The organism is Streptomyces sp. UC4497 (assembly GCF_054871485.1).
The window spans coordinates 13,439-35,865 of the sequence record NZ_JBTYHB010000041.1 but is presented as its reverse complement, the minus strand read 5'-3'; the positions used below and the strand labels follow the sequence as shown (position 1 = coordinate 35,865).

The window sequence follows — 22,427 nt, the reverse complement described above, 5'->3', positions numbered from 1 at the left end:
GGGTTTCAGCCCCCGGTCCGGATCGTGAGACGTAGATTTCATTTATCCGACGTCGAGACGCAGGAGATCTTCCTCCGTCTCGCGCCGGACGATCACCCGGGCCTCACCGTCGCGCACGGCGACGACGGGCGGGCGAAGTGCGTGGTTGTAGTTGCTGGCCATGGAACGGCAGTACGCGCCGGTGGCCGGCACGGCGATGAGATCCCCGGCAGCGACATCGGACGGCAGGAACGCGTCCTTCACGACGATGTCACCACTCTCACAGTGCTTGCCGACGACACGGACGAGCATCGGCTCGGCGTCAGAGCGGCGGGAGACGAGGGCGACGGTGTACTCGGCGTCGTAGAGGGCGGTGCGAATGTTGTCGGACATGCCGCCGTCGACGGAGACGTAGGTACGCAGTCCATCGAGCGGCTTGACGGTGCCGACGGTGTAGAGCGTGAAGGCGGTCGGGCCGACGATGGCGCGGCCCGGCTCGACGGAGATGCGGGGGGTGCGGAGGTTCGCGGCCTCGCACTCGCGCGTGACGATCTCATTGAGCGCCTTGGCGATCTCGTGCGGCTCGCGCGGGTCGTCGTCGCTCGTGTACGCGATACCGAGGCCGCCGCCGAGGTCGATCTCGGGAAGCTCGATGCCGTGCTCGTCCCGCACCTCGGCGAGCAGCCCGACAACACGGCGCGCGGCAACTTCGAAGCCCGCCATGTCGAAGATCTGCGACCCGATGTGGCTGTGAATGCCGATGAGCTCGATGCCGTCCAGCTTGATGGCGCGCCGCACGGCCTCCGCCGCCTGCCCGTCGGCGAGGGCGATGCCGAACTTCTGGTCCTCGTGCGCGGTGGCGATGAACTCGTGGGTGTGCGCCTCGACGCCCACGGTGACGCGGATCTGCACGCGCTGCCGCTTGCCGAGGCCGTCGGCGATGTGGGCGACACGCGCGATCTCCTGGAAGGAGTCGAGCACGATGCGGCCGACGCCGACCTGGATCGCGCGGCTGATCTCTTCCTCGGTCTTGTTGTTGCCGTGGAAGGCGATGCGCTCGGCAGGCATGCCTGCGGAGAGCGCGGTGGCGAGCTCGCCCCCCGAGCAGACATCCAGATTCAGCCCCTCCTCGTCCAGCCACCGCACGACGGCGCGGCTGAGGAAGGCCTTCCCTGCATAGAAGACATCGGCGTCGGGCCCGAAGGCGTCGCGCCAGGCGGCGCACCGGGCGCGGAAGTCGGTCTCGTCGAGGAAGTACGCCGGCGTGCCGAACTCCTCGGCGAGCCGGGCGACCTCGATGCCACCGACGGTGACACCACCGTCGTCGGTACGGGCCACGGTCTGCGCCCACACCTTCGGGTCGAGGGCGTTCAGGTCGTCGGCCGGGGCGGTGTAGTGGCCCTCGGGCAGGACGTCGGCGTGACGGGGGCCGGCGGGGTGTGCGGAACGGCTCATGGCTGCGGTGGCTCTCTTCGTCTACTTCTGTGTCACAGATGTTCGGGTGCGTCGATGCCGAGCAGGGTCAGGCCGCCTGCGAGCACCGTCCCGACGGCTTCGGCGAGCGCGAGCCGGGCACGGTGGGCGGCCGAGGGTTTCTCCTCGCCTTGGGGCAGTACGGCCGGATGAAGCGAGGCCATGAAGGTGTCGGCGACGCCGACGAGGTGCCGGGCGAGCCGGTCGGGGGCGTGCTGCGCGGCCGCGGTGCGGAGGATGCGGGGGTGGTCGGCGAGCGCGGCGACGAGGTCTTCCAGGCCGTCTGCTGGGCCGGTCGGGGCGGCGGCTTCGGCGGCGAATCCGAGGTCCGCGGCGTTGCGGGTCAGGGCGCGGGTGCGGGCGTGGGCGTACCGGACGCGGAAGAGCGGGTTGGACTCGCGCTGGGCGAGGTGCTCGTGCCCGTCTTCGATGCGGGGTCGGTCGTGGCCCGCGGGGTGGAGCAGGGCCCAGCGGGCGGCGTCGCGGCCGAGCGGTACGGGGTCGGCGGGGGCGGGCACGGGTCGGATGCCGATGCCGCCGTCGGGGCTGCCGACCGCGTCGACGTGGACACCGAGGACGTCGACCCACTCGGGCCGGGGCCGGCCTGCGCAACTGGTCCGTACGAGGACGCCCTGCGAGCGCAACAGACGGGCGACGGAGTCCATGACGACCAGGGCACGCACCTCGTCGGGGGCGCGCAACTGAACAACCTGACCGGTGGAGGCTGTTTCGGCTTCGACGAACCCGTATCGCTCCCCGGCACTCAGGATCTCCGTGACGAGCGCGCCGGAGGCGGACGCGGATTCCGACAGCCTGAAATTGAGGAACCCGGGTCCGGTGACGACGACACCGTCGATACCGGGGCTCTCCCCGAGCCGACGGGACAGGATCTCGGCGACCTGCCGCGGTGGCCGTCCGGCAGGGCGGGCGAGCTGCAGCGCGACGTTGGTGGCGTAGTCGCCCTGCCCGCCGGCCCGCGGCCGCTCGACAAGGATCCGCTCCTCGCCCGCCGCGCACACGGCCGCGTCGAGCTCACCGTCGTCGACCGCGCGACGGACGGCGCGCAGGACGGTGCGGGAGAGCTCGGCGGGGGTCACGGGACAAGCGTATGGGAGGAGGGGGGTGGGTAGGCGAGTCGGTTTCCCGGATGGTCCGGGATACGGACGGGGAGCCGGGCCGGCGGGACGCTCAGGCGTCGGCGGTGCGGGTGGCCTGCTCGGCGTCGTCCGCGGCGCTCACGGGGCGCGCCGCACCCGCCCGGGAGGCGCCTGCGGGACCCGCCCCCGCACGCCCCTGCTCGCTCAACTGCCGTACGACACGCACCAGTTCGCTGGGCTCGAAGGGCTTGGCGAGAAATGCGTCGACGCCGACGTCGAGCCCGCTCTCGACCTCGTACTGGGTGCAGGCGCTGACGACGACGATGGGCAGCGAACGCGTACGGGCGTCGGCCCGCAGCCGGGCGGCGGTGCGCAGCCCGTCGAGCCGGGGCATGACGACGTCCAGCGTGACGACGTCGGGCCGCACCTGGTCGATCACGTCCAAACATTCGGCACCATCGGCCGCGGTCACGACCTCGAAGCCCTCCAGCTCGAGATTGACCCTGATCAGCTGCCGAATCACCTTGTTGTCGTCCACGACAAGGACTCGGCCGGACGCGCCTGGCACAACTCGAGAGTAGGTCGACGCCGGCCACCGCGTCCGGGTTTTCCCCACTTCCGCCCCCTACAGGCGACACGAACCCCGCCGCTCCCCGCCCAATAACCCGTTCCTGAGGACCTCAAAGGAGCTGGTAGTGTTCTACCCGTCGCCACGCACAGCGCGGCGTACGCCCCCGTAGCTCAGGGGATAGAGCAACGGCCTCCGGAGCCGTGTGCGCAGGTTCGAATCCTGCCGGGGGCACCCTGTATGAGGTGCCCGAAGACCCCGTCCTCAGTGGAGACGCTGACGGCGGGGTCTTGTTGTGTTTGCGGGCGGGTCAGGCGTAGAAGCGGGAGACGCTTTGGAGGACGGCGGCCGGCTTTGGGGTGGCCTCTATTTCTATGGTTCCGTCGATGGTGATTTGGGCTCCATCGCCTGACACCTCTTCCACTGATGCCACCCGCGCCGACAGGCGGATGCGGGAGCCCGCCTTGACCGGGGACGGGAAGCGTACCTTGTTGAGGCCGTAGTTGACCTTTGTGGTGACGCCCTGGACGTCCAGGAGGTCGGTGAAGAGGGGGATGAAGAGGGAGAGGGTCAGGTAGCCGTGGGCGATCGGGGCGCCGAAGGGGCCCTCGGCCGCGCGGGCCGGGTCGACGTGGATCCACTGGTGGTCGCCCGTCGCGTCGGCGAACGTGTTGATGCGGTCCTGGGTGATCTCGAGCCAGTCGCTGGTGCCGAGGTCCGTGCCGTTGCTCAGCTTCATGAGTTCGGGCAGGCCGTTGACCGTGAGGGGCATTCTCGTCAGCCGTTCTGTGCGTAGGTTTCCCGCAGGCGGGATTTGATGAGCTTTCCGGAGGCCGTGCGTGGGAGTTCGTCCGTCAGGAAGAGGGACTTGGGGATTTTGTATTTCGCCAGGCGGCCCGCTAGGGAGGCCAGGAGGGTCTGGGGGTCCGGGGTCGTGTCGGCGCGGGGCACCACTACCGCGCGGGGGACCTCGCCCCATTTCTCGTCCGGGACACCTATCACCGCGCACTCCGCCACATCGGGGTGGGCCAGGAGCGCGGCCTCGATCTCGGCGGGGTAGATGTTCTCGCCGCCCGAGATGATCATGTCCTTGAAGCGGTCGACGATCGTGACGTAGCCGTCCGCGTCCACGCGTGCCGCGTCGCCGGTGCGGAACCAGCCGTCGGAGAAGGCGGCTTCGGTCTCCGACGGCAGGCCCCAGTAGCCCGGCATCACGTGCGGGCCGCGGACCACCACCTCGCCCGTCTCGCCGACGTCCACCGGGGTCAGGTCCGGGCCCACCACCTGTACGTCGCTGAAGAAGTGCGGCACGCCCGCCGAGCCCGCCTTGCTCACCGCGTGCTCCGCGTCGAGGAAGAGGGTGCCGGGGGCCGCCTCCGTCATGCCGTAGCCCTGGAGGAAGGTGAGGCCGCGTTCCTGGTAGGCCGCGATCAGCTGCGGCGGGACCGGGGCGCCGCCGCAGGTCAGGAGGCGTAAGGAGGAGAGGTCCGCGGTCGGCCACGCGGGCTGGCGGGTCAGCAGGTCGAACATCGTCGGGACGCCGAACATGAACGTCACACTGTGCTGCCGCACCAGGTCGAACGTGGCCGCCGGGTCGAAGGCGTCGACCAGGACGCATGTGCCGCCCTTGAGCAGCACCGGCAGCGTCAGCATGTTCAGGCCCGCCGTGTGGAAGAGAGGGGCCGAGACCAGGGCCACCTCGTCGGCGATCAGGTCGTGGTCGACCAGGACGTTGATCGCGTTCCACGTCAGGTTGGCGTGGGTGAGCATCGCGCCCTTGGGGCGGCCCGTCGTGCCCGAGGTGTACATGATGAGGCAGACGTCGTCGCCGGCGACCGCCTCGTCGACCGCGTCCGAGGAAGGGGCGGATGCGAGGAGGTCCTCGTAGCCGGCTCCTTCGGCCTCGATTGTCAGGGGGACTGAGAGTGTCTTCGCCGGTTCCCCGTCTCCGGTGTGCAGGAGGACCTTCGCTCCCGAGTCGGCTATTTGGTAGGCGAGTTCGGCTGTCGACAGGCGGGTGTTGAGAGGGACGAAGACCGCCCCCAGCGTGCCCGCCGCGAACAGCGTCTCCAGGTACGAGGGGTGGTTCGGGCCGAGGTACGCGACGCGGTCGCCGCGGCGCACGCCCTGGGCGCGCAGGGCGTGCGCGAGGCGGGTCGTACGGTCGTGCAGGTCGGCGTAGGTGTATGTGGTGCCGTTGTGGATCAGGGCGGTGCGGTGCGGGGTTTTGCGGGCCCGGCGTGCGGGCCATGACCCCAGTCCCTCGTTGCGCATCCGTGCCTCCTACGGGTACGTCACGGCTTGGTCAGGCCCAGCAGGCGTGCCGCGTTCTCCTTGAGGATCTTGGGGCGGACCTCGTCCTTGATCTGGAGTTTCGCGAAGTCCGCGAGCCAGCGGTCCGGGGTCAGGACCGGGTAGTCCGAGCCGAAGAGGACCTTGTCCTTGAGGAGCGTGTTCGCGTACTGGATCAGCTGGGGCGGGAAGTACTTCGGGGACCAGCCGGAGAGGTCGATGTGCACGCCCGGCTTGTGCGTCGCCACCGCCAACGCCTCGTCCTGCCAGGGGAACGACGGGTGCGCCAGGATGATTTTGAGGTGCGGGAAGTCGGCCGCCACGTCGTCCACGTGGAGGGGGTTCGAGTACTTGAGGCGGATGCCGCCGCCGCCCGGGACGCCCGCGCCGATGCCCGTCTGACCGGTATGGAAGAGGGCGATGGTGCCCGTTTCCTCGATCAGCTCGTAGAGGTCGTAGGCGACCGCGCGGTCGTTGGGGAAGAAGGCCTGGATGGAGGGGTGGAACTTGAAGCCCTTCACCCCGTACTCCTCCACGAGGCGGCGGGCCTGCTTCACCCCGGCCTTGCCCCGGAACGGGTCGATCGAGGCGAAGGGGATCAGGACGTCCGGGTGGGCGGCCGCCGCCTCCGCGACCTCCTCGTTCGGGACCGGCTCCGTGCCCGTCGCGGACTCCGCGTCGACCGTGAAGATCACGGCCGCCATGTTCCGCTCGCGGTAGTACGCGGCCGTCTCCTCGAGCGTCGGCTTCCGCTTGCCCTCGGTCTTGAAGTACGCGGACGAGGCCTCGTGGAGGTCGTCGGAGAGGGAGGCCTTCCCCTTGGAGGACACCTCCGCGTGGGTGTGGACGTCGATCGCGGCCAGTTCGTCGATGTTCATCGCGTTCATCGGGCCTCCCCCTCCGGAATCTTCGGTGCCGGGATGCCCACCGTCTGGAGCTCCGCGCCGACCGACGTCGGCCACGCCTCCGCCAGCGTGTCCGGGGTCCAGCCGCCGTCCGCGTAGGCCGACTTGATCTCCTGCGGGTGCGACCAGAGCGTGAGCCGGTCGCCGCCGATGCCGATCGCCTGGCCGGTGACGGAGCGGGCCGCTTCGGAAGCGAGGAAGGGGACGAGGGCCGCGCAGTCCTCCGGTGTGCCGAAGCCCTCGCCCTTGCGCAGGAAGGACGGCAGCGGTTCGCCGCCGTGCATCGCCTCGATGTACGGGGCGAAGGCCGGGATCGTCTCCGTCATGGCCGTCGCGGCGACCGGGACGATCGCGTTGACCGTGATGTTCGCCCGGGACAGCTCCATCGACCACGTACGGGCCATGGCGACGATGCCGGCCTTCGCGGCGGCGTAGTTCGTCTGGCCGAAATTGCCCCGTTGGCCCGCGGGCGAGCCGACGAGGACGAGCGTGCCTCCCTCGCCCTGCTCGCGCATGCGGACCGCGGCGGCGCGGGCGCAGGTGAAGGTGCCCTTCAGATGGGTGGTGAGCACCGCGTCGAAGTCGTCGTCGGTCATCTTCCACAGCACCTTGTCGCGCAGGATACCGGCGTTGGTGACCAGGACGTCGAGGCGGCCGAACTCGCTCACCGCCCGCGCCACCAGGCGGTCCGCGGCCTCGGCCGTGCCGACCGGGACCACCTCGGCGACGGCCGTTCCGCCCGCTTCCCGGATGGACTTCACGGCCGCTTCGGCGACGGCCTCGTCGACGTCGTTGACGACGACCGAGGCGCCGTGGGCGGCGAGGGCATGGGCGTAGGAGAGGCCGAGGCCACGGCCGCCGCCAGTGACGACGGCCGCCTTTCCGGTGAGATCGATGGACACGTGTGGATCCCTTCCTGCCAGCGGTACGGCGATACGTGAGGGCAAGAAGGAAGCTAAGAGCAATAATTGGTGACGTCAATAGTTGTCGCCGACCCGCATGTGCGAGAGACTGTCGCGGCACACCGCAGGCCCGGCCCACCCCAGGGAGACCCCATGACCCCCGCCCCGATCGACGCGCACGAGCCATGGATGCGCGGGCTGCACGCCGACACGGGCTATCTGCTGTACCGGCTCGGCCTGCGCTCGGGGCAGCTGTTCAACGCCTCGCTCCAGGAGTCGGGGCTCCGCCTGCGCCACTACGCGGTGCTGCGCTTCCTGGCCACGGGAGAGGGCGCGCCCCAGAGGGAGTTGAGCGTCCAGCTCGGCTACGACCCGAGCGCGATCGTGGGCCTGGTCGACGACCTGGAGAAGGCCTCGCTCGTCGAGCGGCGGCCGTCCCCCGGCGACCGGCGCACGCGGATCGTCGTGCTCACGGACGACGGGCGGGACTTCCTGCGCGGCACGGACGAGGCGGGGCTGCGGGTGACGAGCGAGCTGCTCGCACCGCTGGACGAGGACGAATGCGAGACGCTGCACGGGCTGTTGCGGCGGGTCGCGGAGGCCGGACTCGGCTGACGAGCACTTTCGGCCGTTGTCGACATCTCGCTACGGAGACCGGTGGCGAACCCGTTTGAGTGATGGTCATTCCTGATCAGGACTGTGAGAGCCGCCACGCGGACTCGATCCAGGTTTACTCGTGCCCCACCGCATGACTACGGTTCGGTCGATGTCTCGCAGCCACTTGAACCTCACGAATCCAGGAAGATGCGTATCCGGTAGCCGGGGTTCCCAACGGGAGGGATCGTGAGCGAACCGGTACAGCTCGCGGCTCATCGGGCCCCGCTGCCCGATCAGCAGGACGCCGTCGCACAGCCCGCGAGCACTCCTTCCAGGAGACAGGCGGCCACACCGGCCACCACCGCGACACCGAAGTCCGGCAAGGCCCGTGACGCGTTCTACGACAACGCCAAGTACCTGGCGATCGTCCTGGTCGCGATGGGCCACTCCTGGGAGCCGCTGCGCGACGGGAGCCGGGCGGCCTCCGCCCTCTACATCATCGTGTACACGTTCCACATGCCGGCGTTCATCGTCATCTCCGGCTACTTCTCGCGGTCGTTCGACGCGAGCCCTGCTCGGCTCAAGCGGCTGATCACGGGTGTGGCGGTGCCGTATGTGGTGTTCGAGGTCGTCTACACCCTCTTCAAGCGGTACGCCGGTGACGATCCCGGATACGACTTCAGCCTCCTCGACCCCTGGTACCTCACCTGGTTCCTGGTCTCGCTGTTCGTATGGCGCCTGAGCACGCCGATCTGGAAGACGATCCGCTGGCCGCTGCCGGTGGCGCTCGCCATCGCGGCGCTCGCCTCCGTCTCCCCCAGCATCGGCGACGACCTGGACATGCAGCGTCTGCTGCAGTTCCTGCCGTTCTTCGTCCTCGGCCTGTGCCTGAAGCCGGAGCACTTCCAGCTGGTGCGCCGCAAGGAGGCGCGGATCATCGCGGTGCCGGTCTTCGCGGCCGCGCTGCTGTTCGCGTACTGGGCGGCGCCGCGGATGACCGCGGCGTGGACGTACCACCGGGACAGCGCCCAGGAGTTGGGCGCGCCCGGCTGGACCGGAATCGTCATGACCCTGGCCATGTTCGGCTGTTCGGTGATCCTCACCGCGTGCTTCTTCGCGTGGGTGCCGGGCCGCAAGCTCTGGTTCACGGCGCTCGGCGCGGGCACGCTGTACGGCTACCTGCTGCACGGCTTCGTCGCCAAGGGCTCCCGCTTCTGGGACTGGTACGACAACGCCTGGATGCACACGCCGTGGGGCCAGGTCGTGGTGACGCTGCTCGCGGGCAGCCTGATCACCGTGCTGTGCACGCCACCGGTGCAGCGGATGTTCCGGTTCGTGATGGAGCCGAAGATGGAGTGGGCGTTCAAGCGGGACGCCGCGAAGGTGGCCCGGGGGCGCTAGCCGCTCCCGCTCCCCCTCACTCGCTAAGCCGACGCCTTCTTACGAGGCGTCGGCTTCTTCTTTGCCGAGGTCGAAGTCGACTTCTTGGTGGTGGACTTCTTGGTCGCGGTCGACTTCTTGGCGGATGTGGTCTTCTTCGCGGGGGCGGACTTCTTGGCGGTGGTCTTCTTGGCCGCCGTCTTCTTCGTGGCTGTGCTCTTCTTGGCGGTGGTCTTCTTCGTACGGGACCGGGAGGACAGCTCCGTCACCTCGGCCACGTCCTCGCCCTGCTCGCCCTCGTTCCGCGCCTTCTTGGCCGCCCGGACGCTGCTCTCCAGCGCCGACATGAGGTCGATGACCTTGCCGCCTCCGCCGTCCGACTTCTTGGGCGCCTCGGCCGGTTCGGTGCCGGAGGCCTTCGACTCGATCATCTCCTCCACGGCGTCCCGGTAGTCGTCGTGCAGGGAGTCCATGTCGACCTCGCCGAGCGTGTCCATCAGGGCGTCCGCCAGATCGAGTTCGGCGTCGCGGACCGTGACGTGGGAGTCGGGGGCGGCGTCCTCGGGGGCCCGGATCTCGTCCGGCCAGAGCAGTCCGTGCATCGCGATGACGTCGTCGACGACCCGCAGCATCCCGAGCCGCTCCCTGCCGCGCAGCGCGAACTTGGCGATGGCCACCTTGTTGCTGCGCTTGAGCGCCTCGCGCAGGAGCGTGTACGGCTTGGCGGCCGGGACCCCGTTGGCCTGGAGGTAGTACGCCGTGCCCATCTGGAGCGGGTCGATCCGCTCGGCCGGCACGAAGGAGACGATCTCGATGGTCTTGGCCGTGGGGATCGGGAGCTGGGCGAGATCGTCCTCGGTGATCGGGATGATCGAGCCGTCGGCGTCCTCGTACCCCTTGCCGATCTCGTCGTTCGCGACTTCCTTGTCCTCCAGCTCGCACACCTTGTGATAGCGGATGCGGCCGCCGTCCTCCAGGTGGATCTGGCGGAAGGAGATCGAGTGGTTCTCGGTGGCGTTGACCAGCTTGATCGGGATGCTGACCAGGCCGAAGGAGATGGCGCCGTTCCATATGGAGCGCACGGTGGACCTCCCGGTTCGCGCCGCGATACACGATATAAGCGACAGAGACGACATAACGGGCTGGGTTGCCAGAGTATTACCGTATGGCGCCCATCACAGAAGTGGAGGGGCGGCGGCTCACGCTCAGCAATCTGGAGAAGGTGCTGTATCCGGGATCCGGATTCACCAAGGGCGAGCTGCTGCACTACTACGCGACGGCCGCGGAGGCACTGCTCCCGCATCTGCGGGACCGTCCGGTCTCCTTCCTGCGCTTTCCCGACGGGCCGGACGGCCAGCAGTTCTTCGCCAAGAACGTGCCGCCGGGGACACCCTCCTGGGTGAAGACGGCCGAGGTGCCGCGTTCGGACGGGGGCTCGCGGCAGATCCTCGTACAGGACCTGCCTACGTTGATGTGGGCGGCGAACCTGGTCACCGAGTTCCACGTGCCGCAGTGGCGGGCGGAGGCGCCGGGGCGGGCGGACCGGCTCGTGTTCGACCTGGACCCCGGGGCGCCGGCCGACATCGTGCAGTGCTGCGAGGTGGGCGTGTGGCTGCGGGAGCGGTTGGCGCGGGACGGGCTGGAGGCGTACGCGAAGACGTCCGGGTCCAAGGGGTTGCATCTGCTCGTGCCGCTGGTGCCGACGGCGTCGGAGCGGGTCAGTGCGTATGCGAAGGGGCTCGCTCAGGAGGCGGAGGCGGCGATGCCGGGGCTCGTGGTGCATCGGATGGCGCGGGGCCTGCGGCGCGGGAAGGTGTTCGTCGACCACAGTCAGAATTCGGCGGCGAAGACGACGGCTGCGCCTTATACGGTGCGGGCGCGGGTGGCTCCGACGGTTTCGGCGCCGGTGACGTGGGGGGAGGTCGAGGGGTGCGGCTCCTCGGGGGACCTGGTTTTTGTTGCGGGGGACGTTGTCGCGCGGCTGGGGCGGTATGGGGATCTGCTCGCGGGGTTGTTCGAGGTCGGCCGGGCCGGGGAGCTGCCGTGAGGCGGATGGCGTTGCGGACGCGGGGCTCCGCCCCGGACCCCGCGGGCTCACGTCCAAGAGCGGGGCTGAAATTGCCGAACCGCCGGCGGGGCTGAAAATGCTCGAAATGGGTCACACCCGCGTCCACGTCCCCCTGTCCCTCGCCATCATGTGCAGCGCCTCCACGTCCGCCGGTTTGAGGAGGCCGGCCGTGTGGGTGAGGGGGGGCAGGTCCGTGTCGGTGAAGAGGCGGACGTCGCGGGGCGGTGTTGTCACCTCGACCGTCGCCGGTTCCACCAGGACCAGGCCCGCGCGGACCTCCGCGGTGAGGGCGAACGAGGCCCGGGACGCGTCGGCCCGGACCCGGCGCAGCAGGGGCTGCCGCTCGCCGCGGCCCGCCGTCACCCAGGGGTCGCCGATCCGCACCCGTTGTCTGCGCACGGGCAGCGTGTGGAGCGCGAACAGGCCGCCGGGGCCGATCAGCAGGTGGTGGATGTGGGAGCCGCCGGGCAGCGGCACCGAGTGCAGCACCCGCCAGCCGGCCGCCTCGAGGCCGTCGAGGACCTCGCCCACCCGCGCCTGCGCGGCGAGCGCCTTGCGCCGCGGGTCGGCGCGCAGCCGGCGCTGCGGGGCCGGGGCGCGGTCCAGGGAGATGACGAGGGCCTCGCCCGGCCGGTTCGGCGCGAGGTCGTCGTCGGGGTGGAGGGTGAGCCCCGCCAGTTCGGCGGGGGTCGGCACCGGGGGCGGTCCCACGGCGACCTGGCCTGCGATGAACGGGCGGAGCACGTCGAGCACATCCGCCCTCCGGGTCTCGCTGAGCAGGTTCACCCGGCCCGCGTCCCGGTCGTACCAGGCGACGTTCGTGCCGTCGTCCCCGCACACGTAGAGCCACTCCTGGCCGTTCCGCCAGGTCGGTATGACGCGCAGTCCGCTCATGCCCCATCACCCCATGACCATGGGAGCAGCAAGCCCGCCGCAGGGCAAGAAGCCCGCAGGCCCGGCATGATGTCCAACGCGACCCGTTCGACCCGGCAGGCAGGAGTGCAGTGACGACAGGCCCTAGGGTCCTTCTGACGGATCAGGCTGGATGCGGGCGGCCGCATACATCCGGCTCCGCGAGCGGGGTCTGGTGCGTGCAGCTGCAAGGCGGAGGAGGGCGTCAACGCGGAGCGTTGGCAACCGACGACAACGCCGCAGATGTGCGTGCCAGGGCCCGCGACTCCAGCAAGATCCGTCAGAAGGGCCCTAGGCGCCTCGGCCGACCCGTCCTCGCCGTGTCCGCCGCCGTACTGCTGGGCGCGTGTGCCGGCTGTGGGGATCAGGGCGGCCTGGAGAGTGCGGGGCCGACCCCGACGGCCGTCGGCCCCGAGCGGCTGTGGCCCACGCTGCCGCCCGCGACCCGCGCCGCCGACGACTACGGCGCCGGGGAGACGGCCGTGGTCAAGGGCGTCGAGGTGCCCGGCGGGAAGCTGCGCGCGGTCGACCCGGTGACGATCGTGCGGGCCCGCGTCGCCGCCGATCCCGACGACTACAAGGACATCGCCGACGACGTCGCGGACTGCCCGTCGTCCAAGGCCTGTCCCGTGCTCGGCGGGTACTACCGGGATCTGACCGGCGACGGCCCGGACGATCTGCTCGTCGCCGTCCGCGCCCCGCACCGCCAGGCGTATCTGCAGGCGTACACGTACCGCGACGGCAAGCTGACCCAGATCATGGACGACAAGGACGCCGTCATCAACGTGCATCTGGCGGGCCGGAACATCGTGGTGCGCGCCGCCGCCGACCTGTCCGGGTACGAGTACCGCACCTCCTGGTCGTACGACACCCACCAGAAGGCGATGCTGCCGACCCGCGACGAGATCCTGCGCACCGGAGCCAAGCGCACCCCTGACCTGCCGTCACCGAGCCGCTCATGAGTCCGCGCATGCCCCGGCTGCCCGCCTGGACCGCGTCGCTGACGTGGAAGGCGACCGTGTTCATCACCGTGATGTGCTGTGCGCTCGCCGCGCTGCTCGGCGTCCTCGTGCACGTCTCGGTCACCGATCAGACGACGGGTCAGGCCCGCGAACGCGCGCTCACCCTCCTGGAGTCCACCACCAAGCGGTACGAGGCCGGGGGCAGGCTCGCGCCGGGCGCGGGCCTCGATCCGCCGGGCCTGCCCGCCGAGTTGCGCGCCCTCGCCGCGCGCGGGGAGCGCGGCACGATGATCGCGCAGCACCCGGAGCGGCCGACGATGTGGGCGGCGGGCCCCGCGGCCACCGGCCGGGGCGACGGGCGGGCGCTCGCGGTGCGGATCGGCTTCGCGCAGGGCCGGCGCACCATCGACGGGCTCGACGGGGCGATCCTCACCTCGTCCGTGCTCGCGATCGGGGCGACGCTGCTGGTCGGTGCGTTCGCGGTGACCCGCGTGACGCGGCGCCTGCACGCGACGGCGCGGGTGGCGCGCCGGATCAGCGCGGGCGACATGGACGCGCGCGTCGACGACCGCCGGACGAAGGATCCGGGGCGGCGCCACGACGAGGTGGCCGATGTCGCGGGCGCGCTCGACAGCATGGCCGGTTCGTTGCAGGCCAGGATCCTGACCGAGCAGCGGTTCACCGCCGATGTCGCGCACGAGCTGCGCACGCCGCTGACCGGGCTGCACGCCGCCGCCGAGCTGCTGCCGCCGGGGCGGCCCACGGAGCTGGTGCGGGACCGGGTCGCCGCGCTGCGCACGCTCACCGAGGACCTGCTGGAGATCTCGCGGCTCGACGCGCGCAGCGAGCCCCTCGACCTGGACGAGAACCGGCTCGGCCCGGTGGCGGAGCGGGTGGTGCGGGCGTCCGGCACGCCCACCGAGGTCGATGTCGTGCGGGACGTCTGCGTGCTGACGGACCGTCGGCGCCTGGAGCGGGTCCTCGGCAATCTCGTGGCGAACGCGCACCTGCACGGTGCCGCGCCGGTCACCCTGACCGTGGACGGACCGGTGATCACGGTGCGCGACCACGGCGCGGGCTATCCCGGCTATCTCGTGGAGCACGGGCCGCAGCGCTTCCGCACCGAGGGCGGCGCCCGCGGGCACGGTCTCGGCCTGACCATCGCGCTCGGGCAGGCCGAAGTCCTGGGCGCACGCCTGGAGTTCGGGAACGCGCCGGACGGTGGCGCGGTGGCGACGCTGACACTGCCGTACGAGGCGACCGAGCCCGGGGCGCCATAGAGGCGATGGCGGAGAGTGACCTTTTGCGCGCCCTGCGTGCCGCTTTTAGTGTGAAACCGGGCATTCAAGGCGCCCGCTCTCGCTCCTCACCCCCGCCTCAGGAGGACTCGTATGTCCCTCACCACCCGCCTCGGTATGGGCATCGCCGCCGTCGCCACCCTCGTCACGACCGCGGCCGTCCCCGCCGTCGCCCAGACCGCCGGTTCCGGCGCCGGCGACTCGCCGCCGGTCTACAAGGGCCGCGTCACCGCCAAGTCCGGGCTGCTGCTGCGCGACGCCCCGACCCGCGGCGCCAAGGTCGTCCGCTCCGAGCCGTACCGCGCGATCGTCCCGATCTTCTGCAAGACCTCGGGCGACAGCGTCGGCGGGAACTCGTACTGGTACCTGCTCACCGACGGCACGTGGGCGTGGGGTTCCGCGAAGTACATCCAGAACATCGGCGCCGTGCCGCGCTGGTGCTGACATGACCTGATATCAGGTACTTGCTTGCTACGTTCCCGGTATGACCGGATCATCGGGTACGTCGGGCGCATCGGGTACGTCGCGAGCCAACGCCTCCTCCGCGGTGCCCGCTGTGCGCGTCCCCCGGCGCCGGGGCACCGAACTGGCCCTGCTGGTCGTCGCCGTGCTGCTCAGCGTCTACGGGTACATCGACGTCGGGCTCGCCAAGGACAGCAGGGTGCCGGGCGGTGCGCTCGGCTACGGCGCCGGGCTCGGGGCGCTCGCCCTCGTCGCGCACCTCGTGGTCCGTTTCCGCGCCCCGTACGCCGATCCGCTGGTGCTGCCGATCGCCGTGCTGCTCAACGGGCTCGGCCTGGTGCTGATCTGGCGGCTCGACCTGGAGACCCCGGGCGACCAGGCGGCGCCGACCCAGCTGATCTGGTCGACGCTCGGCGTGGCCCTGTTCATCCTCACCGTGCTCTTCCTGCGCGACCACCGGGTGCTGCAGAGATACGCGTACATCAGCGTGGTCACCGCCCTGGTGCTGATGATCCTGCCGATCTTCTTCCCGCCGATCAACGGCGCCCGGATCTGGATCCAGATCGGCAGCTTCTCCATCCAGCCCGGCGAGTTCGCCAAGATCCTGCTCGCGATCTTCTTCGCCAGCTATCTCGCGGCCAACCGGCACGCCCTCGCGTACACGGGCAAGCGGATCTGGCGGTTCCAGCTGCCGACGATGCGGGTGTTCGCGCCGATCCTGGTGATCTGGCTGATGACCGTCGGCGTCCTCGTCCTGGAGACGGACCTCGGGACCTCGCTGCTTTTCTTCGGCCTGTTCGTGATCATGCTGTACGTGGCGTCGGGGCGCGGCGGCTGGATCGTCATCGGGCTCGTGCTCGCGGCCGTGGGCGCGGTCATCGTCGCCTCCTTCGAGCCGCATGTGCACAGCCGCGTCGAGGACTGGCTGCACCCCTTCGCCTCCATCGACGCCGGTCAGGGCGCCAGCCAGCTCGCGCAGTCGCTGTTCGCGTTCGCGGCGGGCGGGATGCTCGGCACCGGGCTCGGCCTCGGCCACTCGAACCTGATCGGCTTCGCCGCCAAGTCGGACTTCATCCTGGCGACGGCCGGCGAGGAGCTGGGGCTCGCCGGGCTCACCGCGATCTTCCTGCTGTACGCGCTGCTCGTGGAGCGCGGCTACCGGGCGGGGCTCGCGCTGCGCGATCCGTTCGGCCGGCTGCTCTCCATCGGGCTCGCCTCGATCGTCGCGTTGCAGGTCTTCGTCATCGCGGGCGGCGTGATGGGGCTCATCCCGCTCACCGGTATGGCGATGCCGTTCCTCGCGCAGGGCGGTTCGTCCCTCGTCACCAACTGGATCATCGTCGCGATCATCATCCGGGTCAGCGACCGGGCCCGGAGCCAGCTGCTGCCCGAGTCCCCCGGGACCGCCCCGGAACCCGTGGAGGGCGTCAAGTGACCAAGTACATCCGCCGGGCCTCGGTCTTCTGCCTGATCCTGCTGATCGCGCTGCTCATCAACGCGGCCCGCATCCAGTTCTTCCAGGCCGACAAGCTCGACGACAACTCGGCCAACCGCCGCTCCACGATCGAGCGTTACGGGCAGCCGCGCGGCGACATCCTCGTCCAGGGCAAGTCCGTCACCGGCTCCAAGGACACCGGGGAGTCGCTGCGCTACGAGCGCACGTACAAGAACGGTCCGCTGTACGCGCCCGTCACCGGCTACGCCTCGCAGACGTACGGCACGACGTTCGTGGAGAGCGCCGAGGACGACGTCCTCTCCGGCACCGACCCGATGCTGTCCCCCTTCCCGTTCTGGAACGAGATCTCGCGCGCTCAGGAGCCCGGCGGCAACGTGAAGACCACCATCAATGCCCGTGCGCAGGAGGCCGCGTACTCCGGGCTCGGCGGCAAGAAGGGCGCGGTCGCGGCGATCGACCCGTCGACCGGGAAGATCCTGGCGCTGGTCTCCACCCCGTCGTACGACCCCGGGCGGATCGCCGGCACCGACTCCTCCTCGACCGAGGCGTGGGCCGAGCTGAACAAGTCCGATGAGCAGCCGATGCTCAACCGGGCGCTGCGCCAGACGTATCCGCCGGGCTCCACGTTCAAGGTGGTCACGGCGGCCGCGATCCTGGAGAACAACGTGGTGAACGGCATCAACGCGTCGACCGACACCCCGTCCCCGTACACCCTGCCGGGCACGACGACCCAGCTGACGAACGAGTCCGCCTCCGACGCCTGCACGGACGCGACGCTGGAGTACGCGCTGCGGGTCTCCTGCAACACCGTGTTCGCCAACCTGGGGGTGAAGACCGGGCTCTCGGACATGGTGAAGATGTCGGAGAACTTCGGCTTCAACGACAGTGGGATCAAGGTCCCGATGGCCGCCGCCAAGTCGAACTTCGACACCGACATGAACGACGCGCAGCTGGCGCTCTCCTCGATCGGGCAGTACGACACCGCCGCCACTCCGCTGCAGATGGCGATGGTGTCCTCGGCCGTCGCCAACGGTGGCGCGCTGATGCAGCCGCACCTCGTCGACAAGACCACGACGGACGACGGTGACACGGTCTCGGAGACCGGGAGCGACACGTACAAGCAGGTCATGTCCCCGTACACGGCGACGCAGTTGCAGCAGATGATGGAGGACGTCGTCTCCGAGGGGACTGGCACGGGGGCGCGGATCTCCGGCGCCACGGTCGGGGGCAAGACGGGGACGGCGCAGCACGGCGAGAACAACGAGGGCACGCCGTATGCGTGGTTCATCTCCTACGCCAAGGAGAAGGACGCGGCCACGCCGGGGGTGGCGGTCGCGGTGGTCGTCGAGGACGCGGCGGCCAATCGGGCGGATATCAGTGGTGGGGGTAGCGCCGCGCCCATCGCCAAGTCGGTGATGGAGGCCGTGCTGGGGTCAGATTGACTTGCCCGCCTCCACGGCCTCCTCCACCTCCGCCACCCGCTCCTGCTCCTCCACCGCGAAGCGTTGCGCGTCGAGTTGTTCGGCGATTTCTTCGTCCTGGGCCATGAGCTGGTCGAGGTTGGAGTTGCCCATGTCGAAGACGCCCATGTCGACGTAGGCCTGCTGGAGGCGCTTGCCCCACAGGCCGATGTCCTTGACGCACGGGACGATCCGCGAGAACAGCAACTGCCGGAACATGGCCAGGAATTCGGACTGCTCCGTGTACTTCTCGGCATCGGCCTTGGGGATGCCGAAGTTCTCCAGGACCTCGATGCCGCGCAGCCGGTCGCGCATCAGGTAGCAGCCCTCGATGACGAACTCCTCGCGCTCGCGCAGTTCGGCGTCGGTGAGCTGCTTGTAGTAGTCGCGCAGCGCCATCCGCCCGAAGGCCACGTGCCGGGCCTCGTCCTGCATCACGTACGCGAGGATCTGCTTGGGCAGCGGCTTGTCGGTGGTGTCGCGGAGCAGGCCGAACGCGGCGAGCGCGAGGCCCTCGATGAGGACCTGCATGCCCAGGTACGGCATGTCCCAGCGGGAGTCGCGCAGGGTGTCGCCGAGCAGGGACTGGAGGTTGTCGTTGATCGGGTACAGCATCCCGAGCTTCTCGTGCAGGAAGCGGCCGTAGATCTCCGCGTGCCGAGCCTCGTCCATGGTCTGCGTCGCCGAGTAGAACTTGGCGTCGAGGTCGGGCACGGACTCGACGATCCGCGCGGCGCACACCATCGCGCCCTGCTCACCGTGCAGGAACTGGCTGAACTGCCAGGAGGCGGAGTGCTTGCGCAGCTCGGCCTTGTCCTTGTCGCTCATCTTCGCCCAGTAGGGCGTGTTGTAGAGGGCCAGCGCGTCGTCGGGGGTGCCGAGGGGGTCGTATGGATCGACCTCCAGGTCCCAGTCGATGCGCTTGGCGCCGTCCCACTGCTTGTCCTTGCCCTTTTGGTAGAGCGAGAGGAGACGGTCGCGCCCGTCGTCGTATTCCCAGCTGAGGCGAGCCGAACTGGCGGACGGTACTTGCCAGTTGGACCCATTGGGGGCCTTGGTGTACAGCTCATGCGTCGCCATGCTGGCAGGCTCACACGGTGGTAGACGCGGGGTCAACAAGTCGTGCGGAGTCCTGCGCAAGGGATTGACGGGCTTGCTGACGCGCAGTCTCATAAGAACCGAGGCAGGCGTGACCGCCAGTAACCCGCGATCGCTCGATCAACTCCCGTACGACGAGGTGGGACAGCCATGACAACCATGACGGAAGCCGACGCGCTGGCGGGACTGCGCGACGCGCTCGGTCTGCTCAAGGACCGGGAGCAGGTGGCCGAGCGGCTGCTCGACTCTTCCGCCAAGCACTCCTTCGACCCGGACAAGGAGCTGGACTGGGACGCGCCCTTCGAGGAGGGCAAGTGGTTCTGGCCGCCCGAGCTGGTGTCCCTGTACGGCACCCCGCTGTGGAAGCGGATGGGCGAGGAGCAGCGGATCGCCCTGTCCCAGCACGAGGCGGCGGCGCTGGCCTCGCTCGGCATCTGGTTCGAGCTGATCCTGATGCAGCTGCTCGTGCGGCACGTCTACGACAAGGCGGCGACGAGCGCGCACGTGCGCTACGCGCTGACCGAGATCGAGGACGAGTGCCGGCACTCGAAGATGTTCGCGCGGCTGATCCAGCGCGGCGAGACGCCCTGGTACCCGGTGTCGCCCATCCACCACCACCTGGGCCGGCTCTTCAAGACCATCTCCACGACACCCGGTTCGTTCACGGCGACGCTGCTCGGCGAGGAGGTCCTCGACTGGATGCAGCGGCTGACGTTCCCCGACGAGCGCGTGCAGACGCTGGTCCGCGGCGTGACGCGCATCCACGTCGTGGAGGAGGCGCGCCATGTCCGTTACGCGCGCGAGGAGTTGCGGCGCCAGATGGTGACGGCGCCGCGCTGGTCGCAGGAGTTCACGCGGATCACCTCGGGTGAGTTCGCCCGCGTCTTCTCCGTGGCGTTCATCAACCCCCAGGTGTACGAGAACGTGGGCCTGGACAAGAAGGAGGCCATGGCCCAGGTCAAGGCCAGCGGCCACCGCCGCGAGGTCATGCAGTCCGGCGCCAAGCGCCTGACCGACTTCCTCGACGACATCGGCGTGCTGCGCGGAGTCGGCCGCCAGATGTGGCGCTCTTCGGGACTTCTGGCCTAGCCGGTGGGCCGCATGTGCCGGTTACGCTTCGAGGCATGACCTCGGCTACCGGTACGCCCGCGTACAAGCGGCTCAGCGTCGAGGTGCGGCGGGCGCAGTTGCTGGAATCGGCGCTGTCGTTGTTCGCGCACCGGGCCCCGGAGGAGGTCTCGCTCGACGACGTGGCGGAGGTCGCCGGGGTGTCCCGGCCGCTCGTCTACCGCTACTTCCCGGGCGGCAAGCAGCAGTTGTACGAAGCCGCGCTGCGCTCCGCGGCCGAGGAACTGGAGCAGTGCTTCGCGGAGCCCCCTCAGGGCCCGCTCACCGCGCGCCTGACCCGCGCGCTCGACCGCTACCTGGGCTTCGTCGGCCGGCACGACATGGGGTTCGCCGCGCTGCTCCAGGGCGGCAGCGTGGTGGAGACCTCCCGTACGACGGCGATCGTGGACGGGGTGCGGCGGGCCGCGGCCGAGCACGTCCTCAGCCACCTCGGCCAGGCCGAACCGGGCCGGCGCCTGCGGATGACCGTCCGCATGTGGATCACGGCGGTGGAGGCCGCCTCCCTGATCTGGCTCGACGAGGACAAGCAGCCGCCTCTGGACGAGCTGCGCGACGGGCTCGTCGACCAGTTCATGGCGGTCCTGACGGCGACGGCGGGCCGGGACCCGCAGACGGCGGAAGTGGTGCGGTACGCGCTCGCGCTGGAGTCGCCGGAGGGTCCCGTGGGGGAACTGGCGCGGCGGATACTGCCGGTGGTGAGCGATGCGGCGCGTCTGCTGTGAGCCGCGCGGCGTGACGGGTGTGCGCCGCGTTGCGTGATGGCCGTGCGCCGCGCTGCGTGACACTGGTGGTGTGAAGAGCGAAGACTTCCCCTTTGTCGGCGGGCCCCTCGACGGGCGGGTGCTGCCCGTGTTCGTGACCGCCACCGGCAATCCGCCCAAGGTGTACAAGGTGCCGGTGCCGGACGCCGACGGGGGCCCGGACACCGTGCTCGTGTACGTGCGGGAGGCCGTGGCCGGCGGGAAGCGGGTGCGGCTCGTGGCGCAGTGGCGTTACGTGTTCGTGCCGGACGGGAAGGTCGAGCGGGCGGTCAGGTGGCCGTGGTCGAGGAACCGGCCGCCGCGGGCGTAAAGGCGGCTCGCCGGGCGGGCACCGGACGGGTGGCGGTGTTGCGCCGAAGCGAGCAGCCCGGCGGGTGGGCGGCCCGCCCTTCTGTTCATGTTCACGGTGTGGGGCACAGGGGTTGCCCCGCACCGGAGGTGATCAGGTGTCAGGCAGGCTGGTGCGGTGGGTGTGCACGGTGGCCGTCACGGGAGCGCTGCTCACGCCGCTGCCCGCGAGCGCGGCGCCGGGTCCCGAGCCACGCCCCGGTCCCGGCGGGACGCGCTCCGTCGCCGACCTCCTCTCGGATCTCCAGCGCCTGTACCAGGACGCCGAGGCGGCCACGGAGACGTACAACGCGACGGAGGAGGAGCTCAAGGAGCGCCGCAGGACGGCGGACGGCCTCGCGAAGAAGCTGGCCGCCGCGCGGTCGTCGCTGCACAGCAGCCGGACCGACGCGGGGCGGCTCGCACGCGAGCAGTACCAGGGGCGCAGCGAGTTCTCCCCCTACCTGCGGCTCCTGCTCGCCCGCGATCCCCAGCGGGCGCTCGACGAGGGCCATGTGATGCGGCGGGCCGCGCGGGAGCGGCAGGCCACCGTCGAGCGGCTCACGGGGCGGGAGAAGAAGGCCGACGTGCTGGCGACGAAGGCCAGGGGCGCGCTGGACGAGCAGTTGCGTCTCGCGGAGCGGCAGAAGAAGGAGCGGGACGCGGTGCAGGACCGGTTGAAGGAGGTCGAGCAGTTGCTCGCCTCCCTCACCGCCGATCAACTGGCGGATGTGGCGCGCCTGGAGGCGCAGGGGGCGACGCGGGCGCAGGAGGCGTTCATGGCGTCCGGGGCGCTGAGTTCGACGGGTCGGGCGCCGTCGGAGGCGGGCGACGAGGCGCTCTCCTACGCCGTCCGCCAGATCGGTAAGCCGTACGTCTGGGGTGCGGAGGGGCCCGACTCCTTCGACTGCTCGGGCCTCACGTCGCAGGCGTGGGCCCATGCGGGGCGGGTGATTCCGCGGACTTCGCAGGAGCAGTGGGCTTCGCTGCCGCGGGTGCCGATGAGTGAATTGCGCCCGGGGGACCTGGTCATCTACTTCCCCAAGGCCACGCACGTGGCGATGTACCTGGGCGACGGCATGGTGGTCCAGGCCCCACGCCCCGGCACCCGCGTCAAGGTCTCCCCCATCGCGGCGAACCCCCTCCTCGGCGCGGTCCGCCCGGACCCGGGTGCGCCCCCGATGCCTGATTACCGACCCCCGACCCTGCCCGAGGGCGCGAAGTCCGGGGACGATGCGGGGTACGGGGCGGCGGGGGCGCCGGGGGCCGGGTAGGCGTCACGCGGCCCTGCGGCAGTGGGCG

At 70.2% G+C, this 22,427-nt stretch carries 22 protein-coding genes and 1 tRNA gene; 13 read left to right on the top strand and 10 right to left on the bottom strand.

The features are described 5' to 3' along the window. Nucleotides 1-42: 42 nt before the first annotated feature. The 3 genes from lysA to ACYSUO_RS35990 form a co-directional block, all read right to left on the bottom strand. Nucleotides 43-1,434: a diaminopimelate decarboxylase gene (gene lysA, locus ACYSUO_RS36000; RefSeq protein WP_461780419.1), complete on the bottom strand. Its 1,392-nt coding sequence runs from the start codon at nt 1,432-1,434 to the stop codon at nt 43-45. Nucleotides 1,435-1,466: 32 nt separating this feature from the next. Beyond that, nucleotides 1,467-2,549, bottom strand: coding sequence for an ArgS-related anticodon-binding protein NrtL (gene nrtL, locus ACYSUO_RS35995; protein ID WP_461780418.1), 1,083 nt, complete (start codon nt 2,547-2,549; stop codon nt 1,467-1,469). A gap of 91 nt (nt 2,550-2,640) precedes the next feature. Further along, a complete protein-coding gene (locus tag ACYSUO_RS35990; RefSeq protein ID WP_461780417.1) occupies nt 2,641-3,165 on the bottom strand; it encodes a response regulator in 525 nt (174 codons plus the stop codon). A gap of 114 nt (nt 3,166-3,279) precedes the next feature. Here ACYSUO_RS35990 and ACYSUO_RS35985 point away from each other — a divergent pair. Continuing rightward, a tRNA-Arg gene (locus ACYSUO_RS35985) sits at nt 3,280-3,351 on the top strand. A 76-nt stretch (nt 3,352-3,427) separates the two neighbouring features. On the opposite strand, the gene ACYSUO_RS35980 is transcribed toward ACYSUO_RS35985, so the two are convergent. From ACYSUO_RS35980 to ACYSUO_RS35965, 4 genes are read right to left on the bottom strand one after another with little or no spacing between them, the layout of a single operon-like run. After that, nucleotides 3,428-3,889, bottom strand: coding sequence for a MaoC family dehydratase (locus tag ACYSUO_RS35980; RefSeq protein WP_461780416.1), 462 nt, complete (start codon nt 3,887-3,889; stop codon nt 3,428-3,430). A gap of 5 nt (nt 3,890-3,894) precedes the next feature. Continuing rightward, nucleotides 3,895-5,391: an o-succinylbenzoate--CoA ligase gene (gene menE / locus ACYSUO_RS35975; RefSeq protein WP_461780415.1), complete on the bottom strand. Its 1,497-nt coding sequence runs from the start codon at nt 5,389-5,391 to the stop codon at nt 3,895-3,897. A gap of 20 nt (nt 5,392-5,411) precedes the next feature. Beyond that, nucleotides 5,412-6,287 carry an amidohydrolase family protein gene (locus tag ACYSUO_RS35970; RefSeq protein ID WP_327666120.1) on the bottom strand — a complete coding sequence of 292 codons (876 nt, stop codon included), beginning with the start codon at nt 6,285-6,287 and terminating at the stop codon, nt 5,412-5,414. A gap of 5 nt (nt 6,288-6,292) precedes the next feature. Further along, the gene (locus ACYSUO_RS35965; protein WP_461780414.1) at nt 6,293-7,216 is read right to left on the bottom strand and encodes an SDR family NAD(P)-dependent oxidoreductase; all 924 of its coding nucleotides are present in this window, start codon (nt 7,214-7,216) and stop codon (nt 6,293-6,295) included. Between the two features lie 153 nt (nt 7,217-7,369). Between ACYSUO_RS35965 and ACYSUO_RS35960 the strand changes: the two genes are divergently transcribed. Together ACYSUO_RS35960 and ACYSUO_RS35955 are read left to right on the top strand one after the other, a co-directional pair. Beyond that, nucleotides 7,370-7,831, top strand: a complete 462-nt coding sequence (locus ACYSUO_RS35960) for a MarR family winged helix-turn-helix transcriptional regulator (RefSeq protein ID WP_461780413.1) — start codon at nt 7,370-7,372, stop codon at nt 7,829-7,831. A 228-nt stretch (nt 7,832-8,059) separates the two neighbouring features. Next, nucleotides 8,060-9,214: an acyltransferase family protein gene (locus tag ACYSUO_RS35955; RefSeq protein ID WP_461780412.1), complete on the top strand. Its 1,155-nt coding sequence runs from the start codon at nt 8,060-8,062 to the stop codon at nt 9,212-9,214. A gap of 23 nt (nt 9,215-9,237) precedes the next feature. Here ACYSUO_RS35955 and ku read toward each other — a convergent pair whose 3' ends face one another. Next, nucleotides 9,238-10,275, bottom strand: coding sequence for a non-homologous end joining protein Ku (gene ku / locus ACYSUO_RS35950; protein WP_461780411.1), 1,038 nt, complete (start codon nt 10,273-10,275; stop codon nt 9,238-9,240). Nucleotides 10,276-10,358: 83 nt separating this feature from the next. Here ku and ligD point away from each other — a divergent pair, with 83 nt between their 5' ends. Next, on the top strand, nt 10,359-11,240 hold the full coding sequence (gene ligD, locus ACYSUO_RS35945; RefSeq protein ID WP_461780410.1) for a non-homologous end-joining DNA ligase: 882 nt from the start codon (nt 10,359-10,361) through the stop codon (nt 11,238-11,240). Between the two features lie 111 nt (nt 11,241-11,351). Here the strand turns inward: ligD and ACYSUO_RS35940 are convergent, their stop codons facing one another. Then, the gene (locus tag ACYSUO_RS35940; RefSeq protein ID WP_461780409.1) at nt 11,352-12,155 is read right to left on the bottom strand and encodes a nuclease-related domain-containing protein; all 804 of its coding nucleotides are present in this window, start codon (nt 12,153-12,155) and stop codon (nt 11,352-11,354) included. 236 nt (nt 12,156-12,391) lie between these two features. On the opposite strand from ACYSUO_RS35940, the gene ACYSUO_RS35935 reads away from it, so the two are divergent. The 5 genes from ACYSUO_RS35935 to ACYSUO_RS35915 all read left to right on the top strand — a co-directional run bounded on the left by ACYSUO_RS35935 (nt 12,392) and on the right by ACYSUO_RS35915 (nt 17,793). Next, nucleotides 12,392-13,135 (top strand): hypothetical protein, encoded by a 744-nt coding sequence (locus tag ACYSUO_RS35935; protein WP_461780408.1) that lies wholly within the window; start codon nt 12,392-12,394, stop codon nt 13,133-13,135. Beyond that, entirely contained in the window at nt 13,132-14,415 is a 1,284-nt protein-coding gene (locus ACYSUO_RS35930) for an ATP-binding protein (protein WP_461780407.1), read from the top strand. The genes ACYSUO_RS35935 and ACYSUO_RS35930 overlap by 4 nt, the downstream gene beginning before the upstream one ends. Nucleotides 14,416-14,526: 111 nt before the next feature. Then, nucleotides 14,527-14,877 carry an SH3 domain-containing protein gene (locus ACYSUO_RS35925; protein WP_461780406.1) on the top strand — a complete coding sequence of 117 codons (351 nt, stop codon included), beginning with the start codon at nt 14,527-14,529 and terminating at the stop codon, nt 14,875-14,877. A gap of 40 nt (nt 14,878-14,917) precedes the next feature. After that, the gene (locus ACYSUO_RS35920) at nt 14,918-16,330 is read left to right on the top strand and encodes an FtsW/RodA/SpoVE family cell cycle protein (RefSeq protein ID WP_461780405.1); all 1,413 of its coding nucleotides are present in this window, start codon (nt 14,918-14,920) and stop codon (nt 16,328-16,330) included. Then, complete coding sequence (locus ACYSUO_RS35915) at nt 16,327-17,793, top strand: penicillin-binding transpeptidase domain-containing protein (protein WP_461780404.1); 1,467 nt, start codon at nt 16,327-16,329, stop codon at nt 17,791-17,793. Before ACYSUO_RS35920 ends, ACYSUO_RS35915 begins: the two co-directional genes overlap by 4 nt. Here ACYSUO_RS35915 and ACYSUO_RS35910 read toward each other — a convergent pair. Continuing rightward, complete coding sequence (locus tag ACYSUO_RS35910) at nt 17,785-18,891, bottom strand: ferritin-like domain-containing protein (RefSeq protein ID WP_461780403.1); 1,107 nt, start codon at nt 18,889-18,891, stop codon at nt 17,785-17,787. The genes ACYSUO_RS35915 and ACYSUO_RS35910 overlap by 9 nt on opposite strands. A 168-nt stretch (nt 18,892-19,059) precedes the next feature. Between ACYSUO_RS35910 and ACYSUO_RS35905 the strand changes: the two genes are divergently transcribed. From ACYSUO_RS35905 to ACYSUO_RS35890, 4 genes are all read left to right on the top strand, one after another. Then, on the top strand, nt 19,060-19,998 hold the full coding sequence (locus tag ACYSUO_RS35905; protein ID WP_461780402.1) for an AurF N-oxygenase family protein: 939 nt from the start codon (nt 19,060-19,062) through the stop codon (nt 19,996-19,998). A gap of 35 nt (nt 19,999-20,033) precedes the next feature. After that, nucleotides 20,034-20,759, top strand: a complete 726-nt coding sequence (locus ACYSUO_RS35900) for a TetR/AcrR family transcriptional regulator (RefSeq protein WP_461780401.1) — start codon at nt 20,034-20,036, stop codon at nt 20,757-20,759. Between the two features lie 70 nt (nt 20,760-20,829). Beyond that, nucleotides 20,830-21,108, top strand: coding sequence for a hypothetical protein (locus tag ACYSUO_RS35895; RefSeq protein ID WP_461780400.1), 279 nt, complete (start codon nt 20,830-20,832; stop codon nt 21,106-21,108). 136 nt (nt 21,109-21,244) lie between these two features. Further along, nucleotides 21,245-22,399, top strand: a complete 1,155-nt coding sequence (locus ACYSUO_RS35890) for a C40 family peptidase (RefSeq protein WP_461780399.1) — start codon at nt 21,245-21,247, stop codon at nt 22,397-22,399. Nucleotides 22,400-22,427 lie beyond the last annotated feature (28 nt).

What these genes read in the sequence shown, in the direction of transcription:
- ACYSUO_RS35980 (WP_461780416.1), bottom strand. Translation starts at nt 3,889, where the DNA reads ATGCCCCTCACGGTCAACGGCCTGCCCGAACTCATGAAGCTGAGCAAC.
- ACYSUO_RS35970 (WP_327666120.1), bottom strand. Translation starts at nt 6,287, where the DNA reads ATGAACATCGACGAACTGGCCGCGATCGACGTCCACACCCACGCGGAG.
- ACYSUO_RS35960 (WP_461780413.1), top strand. Translation starts at nt 7,370, where the DNA reads ATGACCCCCGCCCCGATCGACGCGCACGAGCCATGGATGCGCGGGCTG.
- ACYSUO_RS35925 (WP_461780406.1), top strand. Translation starts at nt 14,527, where the DNA reads ATGTCCCTCACCACCCGCCTCGGTATGGGCATCGCCGCCGTCGCCACC.
- lysA (WP_461780419.1), bottom strand. Translation starts at nt 1,434, where the DNA reads ATGAGCCGTTCCGCACACCCCGCCGGCCCCCGTCACGCCGACGTCCTG.
- menE (WP_461780415.1), bottom strand. Translation starts at nt 5,391, where the DNA reads ATGCGCAACGAGGGACTGGGGTCATGGCCCGCACGCCGGGCCCGCAAA.
- ACYSUO_RS35930 (WP_461780407.1), top strand. Translation starts at nt 13,132, where the DNA reads ATGAGTCCGCGCATGCCCCGGCTGCCCGCCTGGACCGCGTCGCTGACG.
- ACYSUO_RS35905 (WP_461780402.1), top strand. Translation starts at nt 19,060, where the DNA reads ATGACAACCATGACGGAAGCCGACGCGCTGGCGGGACTGCGCGACGCG.
- ACYSUO_RS35910 (WP_461780403.1), bottom strand. Translation starts at nt 18,891, where the DNA reads ATGGCGACGCATGAGCTGTACACCAAGGCCCCCAATGGGTCCAACTGG.
- ACYSUO_RS35920 (WP_461780405.1), top strand. Translation starts at nt 14,918, where the DNA reads ATGACCGGATCATCGGGTACGTCGGGCGCATCGGGTACGTCGCGAGCC.
- ACYSUO_RS35940 (WP_461780409.1), bottom strand. Translation starts at nt 12,155, where the DNA reads ATGAGCGGACTGCGCGTCATACCGACCTGGCGGAACGGCCAGGAGTGG.
- ACYSUO_RS35900 (WP_461780401.1), top strand. Translation starts at nt 20,034, where the DNA reads ATGACCTCGGCTACCGGTACGCCCGCGTACAAGCGGCTCAGCGTCGAG.
- ligD (WP_461780410.1), top strand. Translation starts at nt 10,359, where the DNA reads ATGGCGCCCATCACAGAAGTGGAGGGGCGGCGGCTCACGCTCAGCAAT.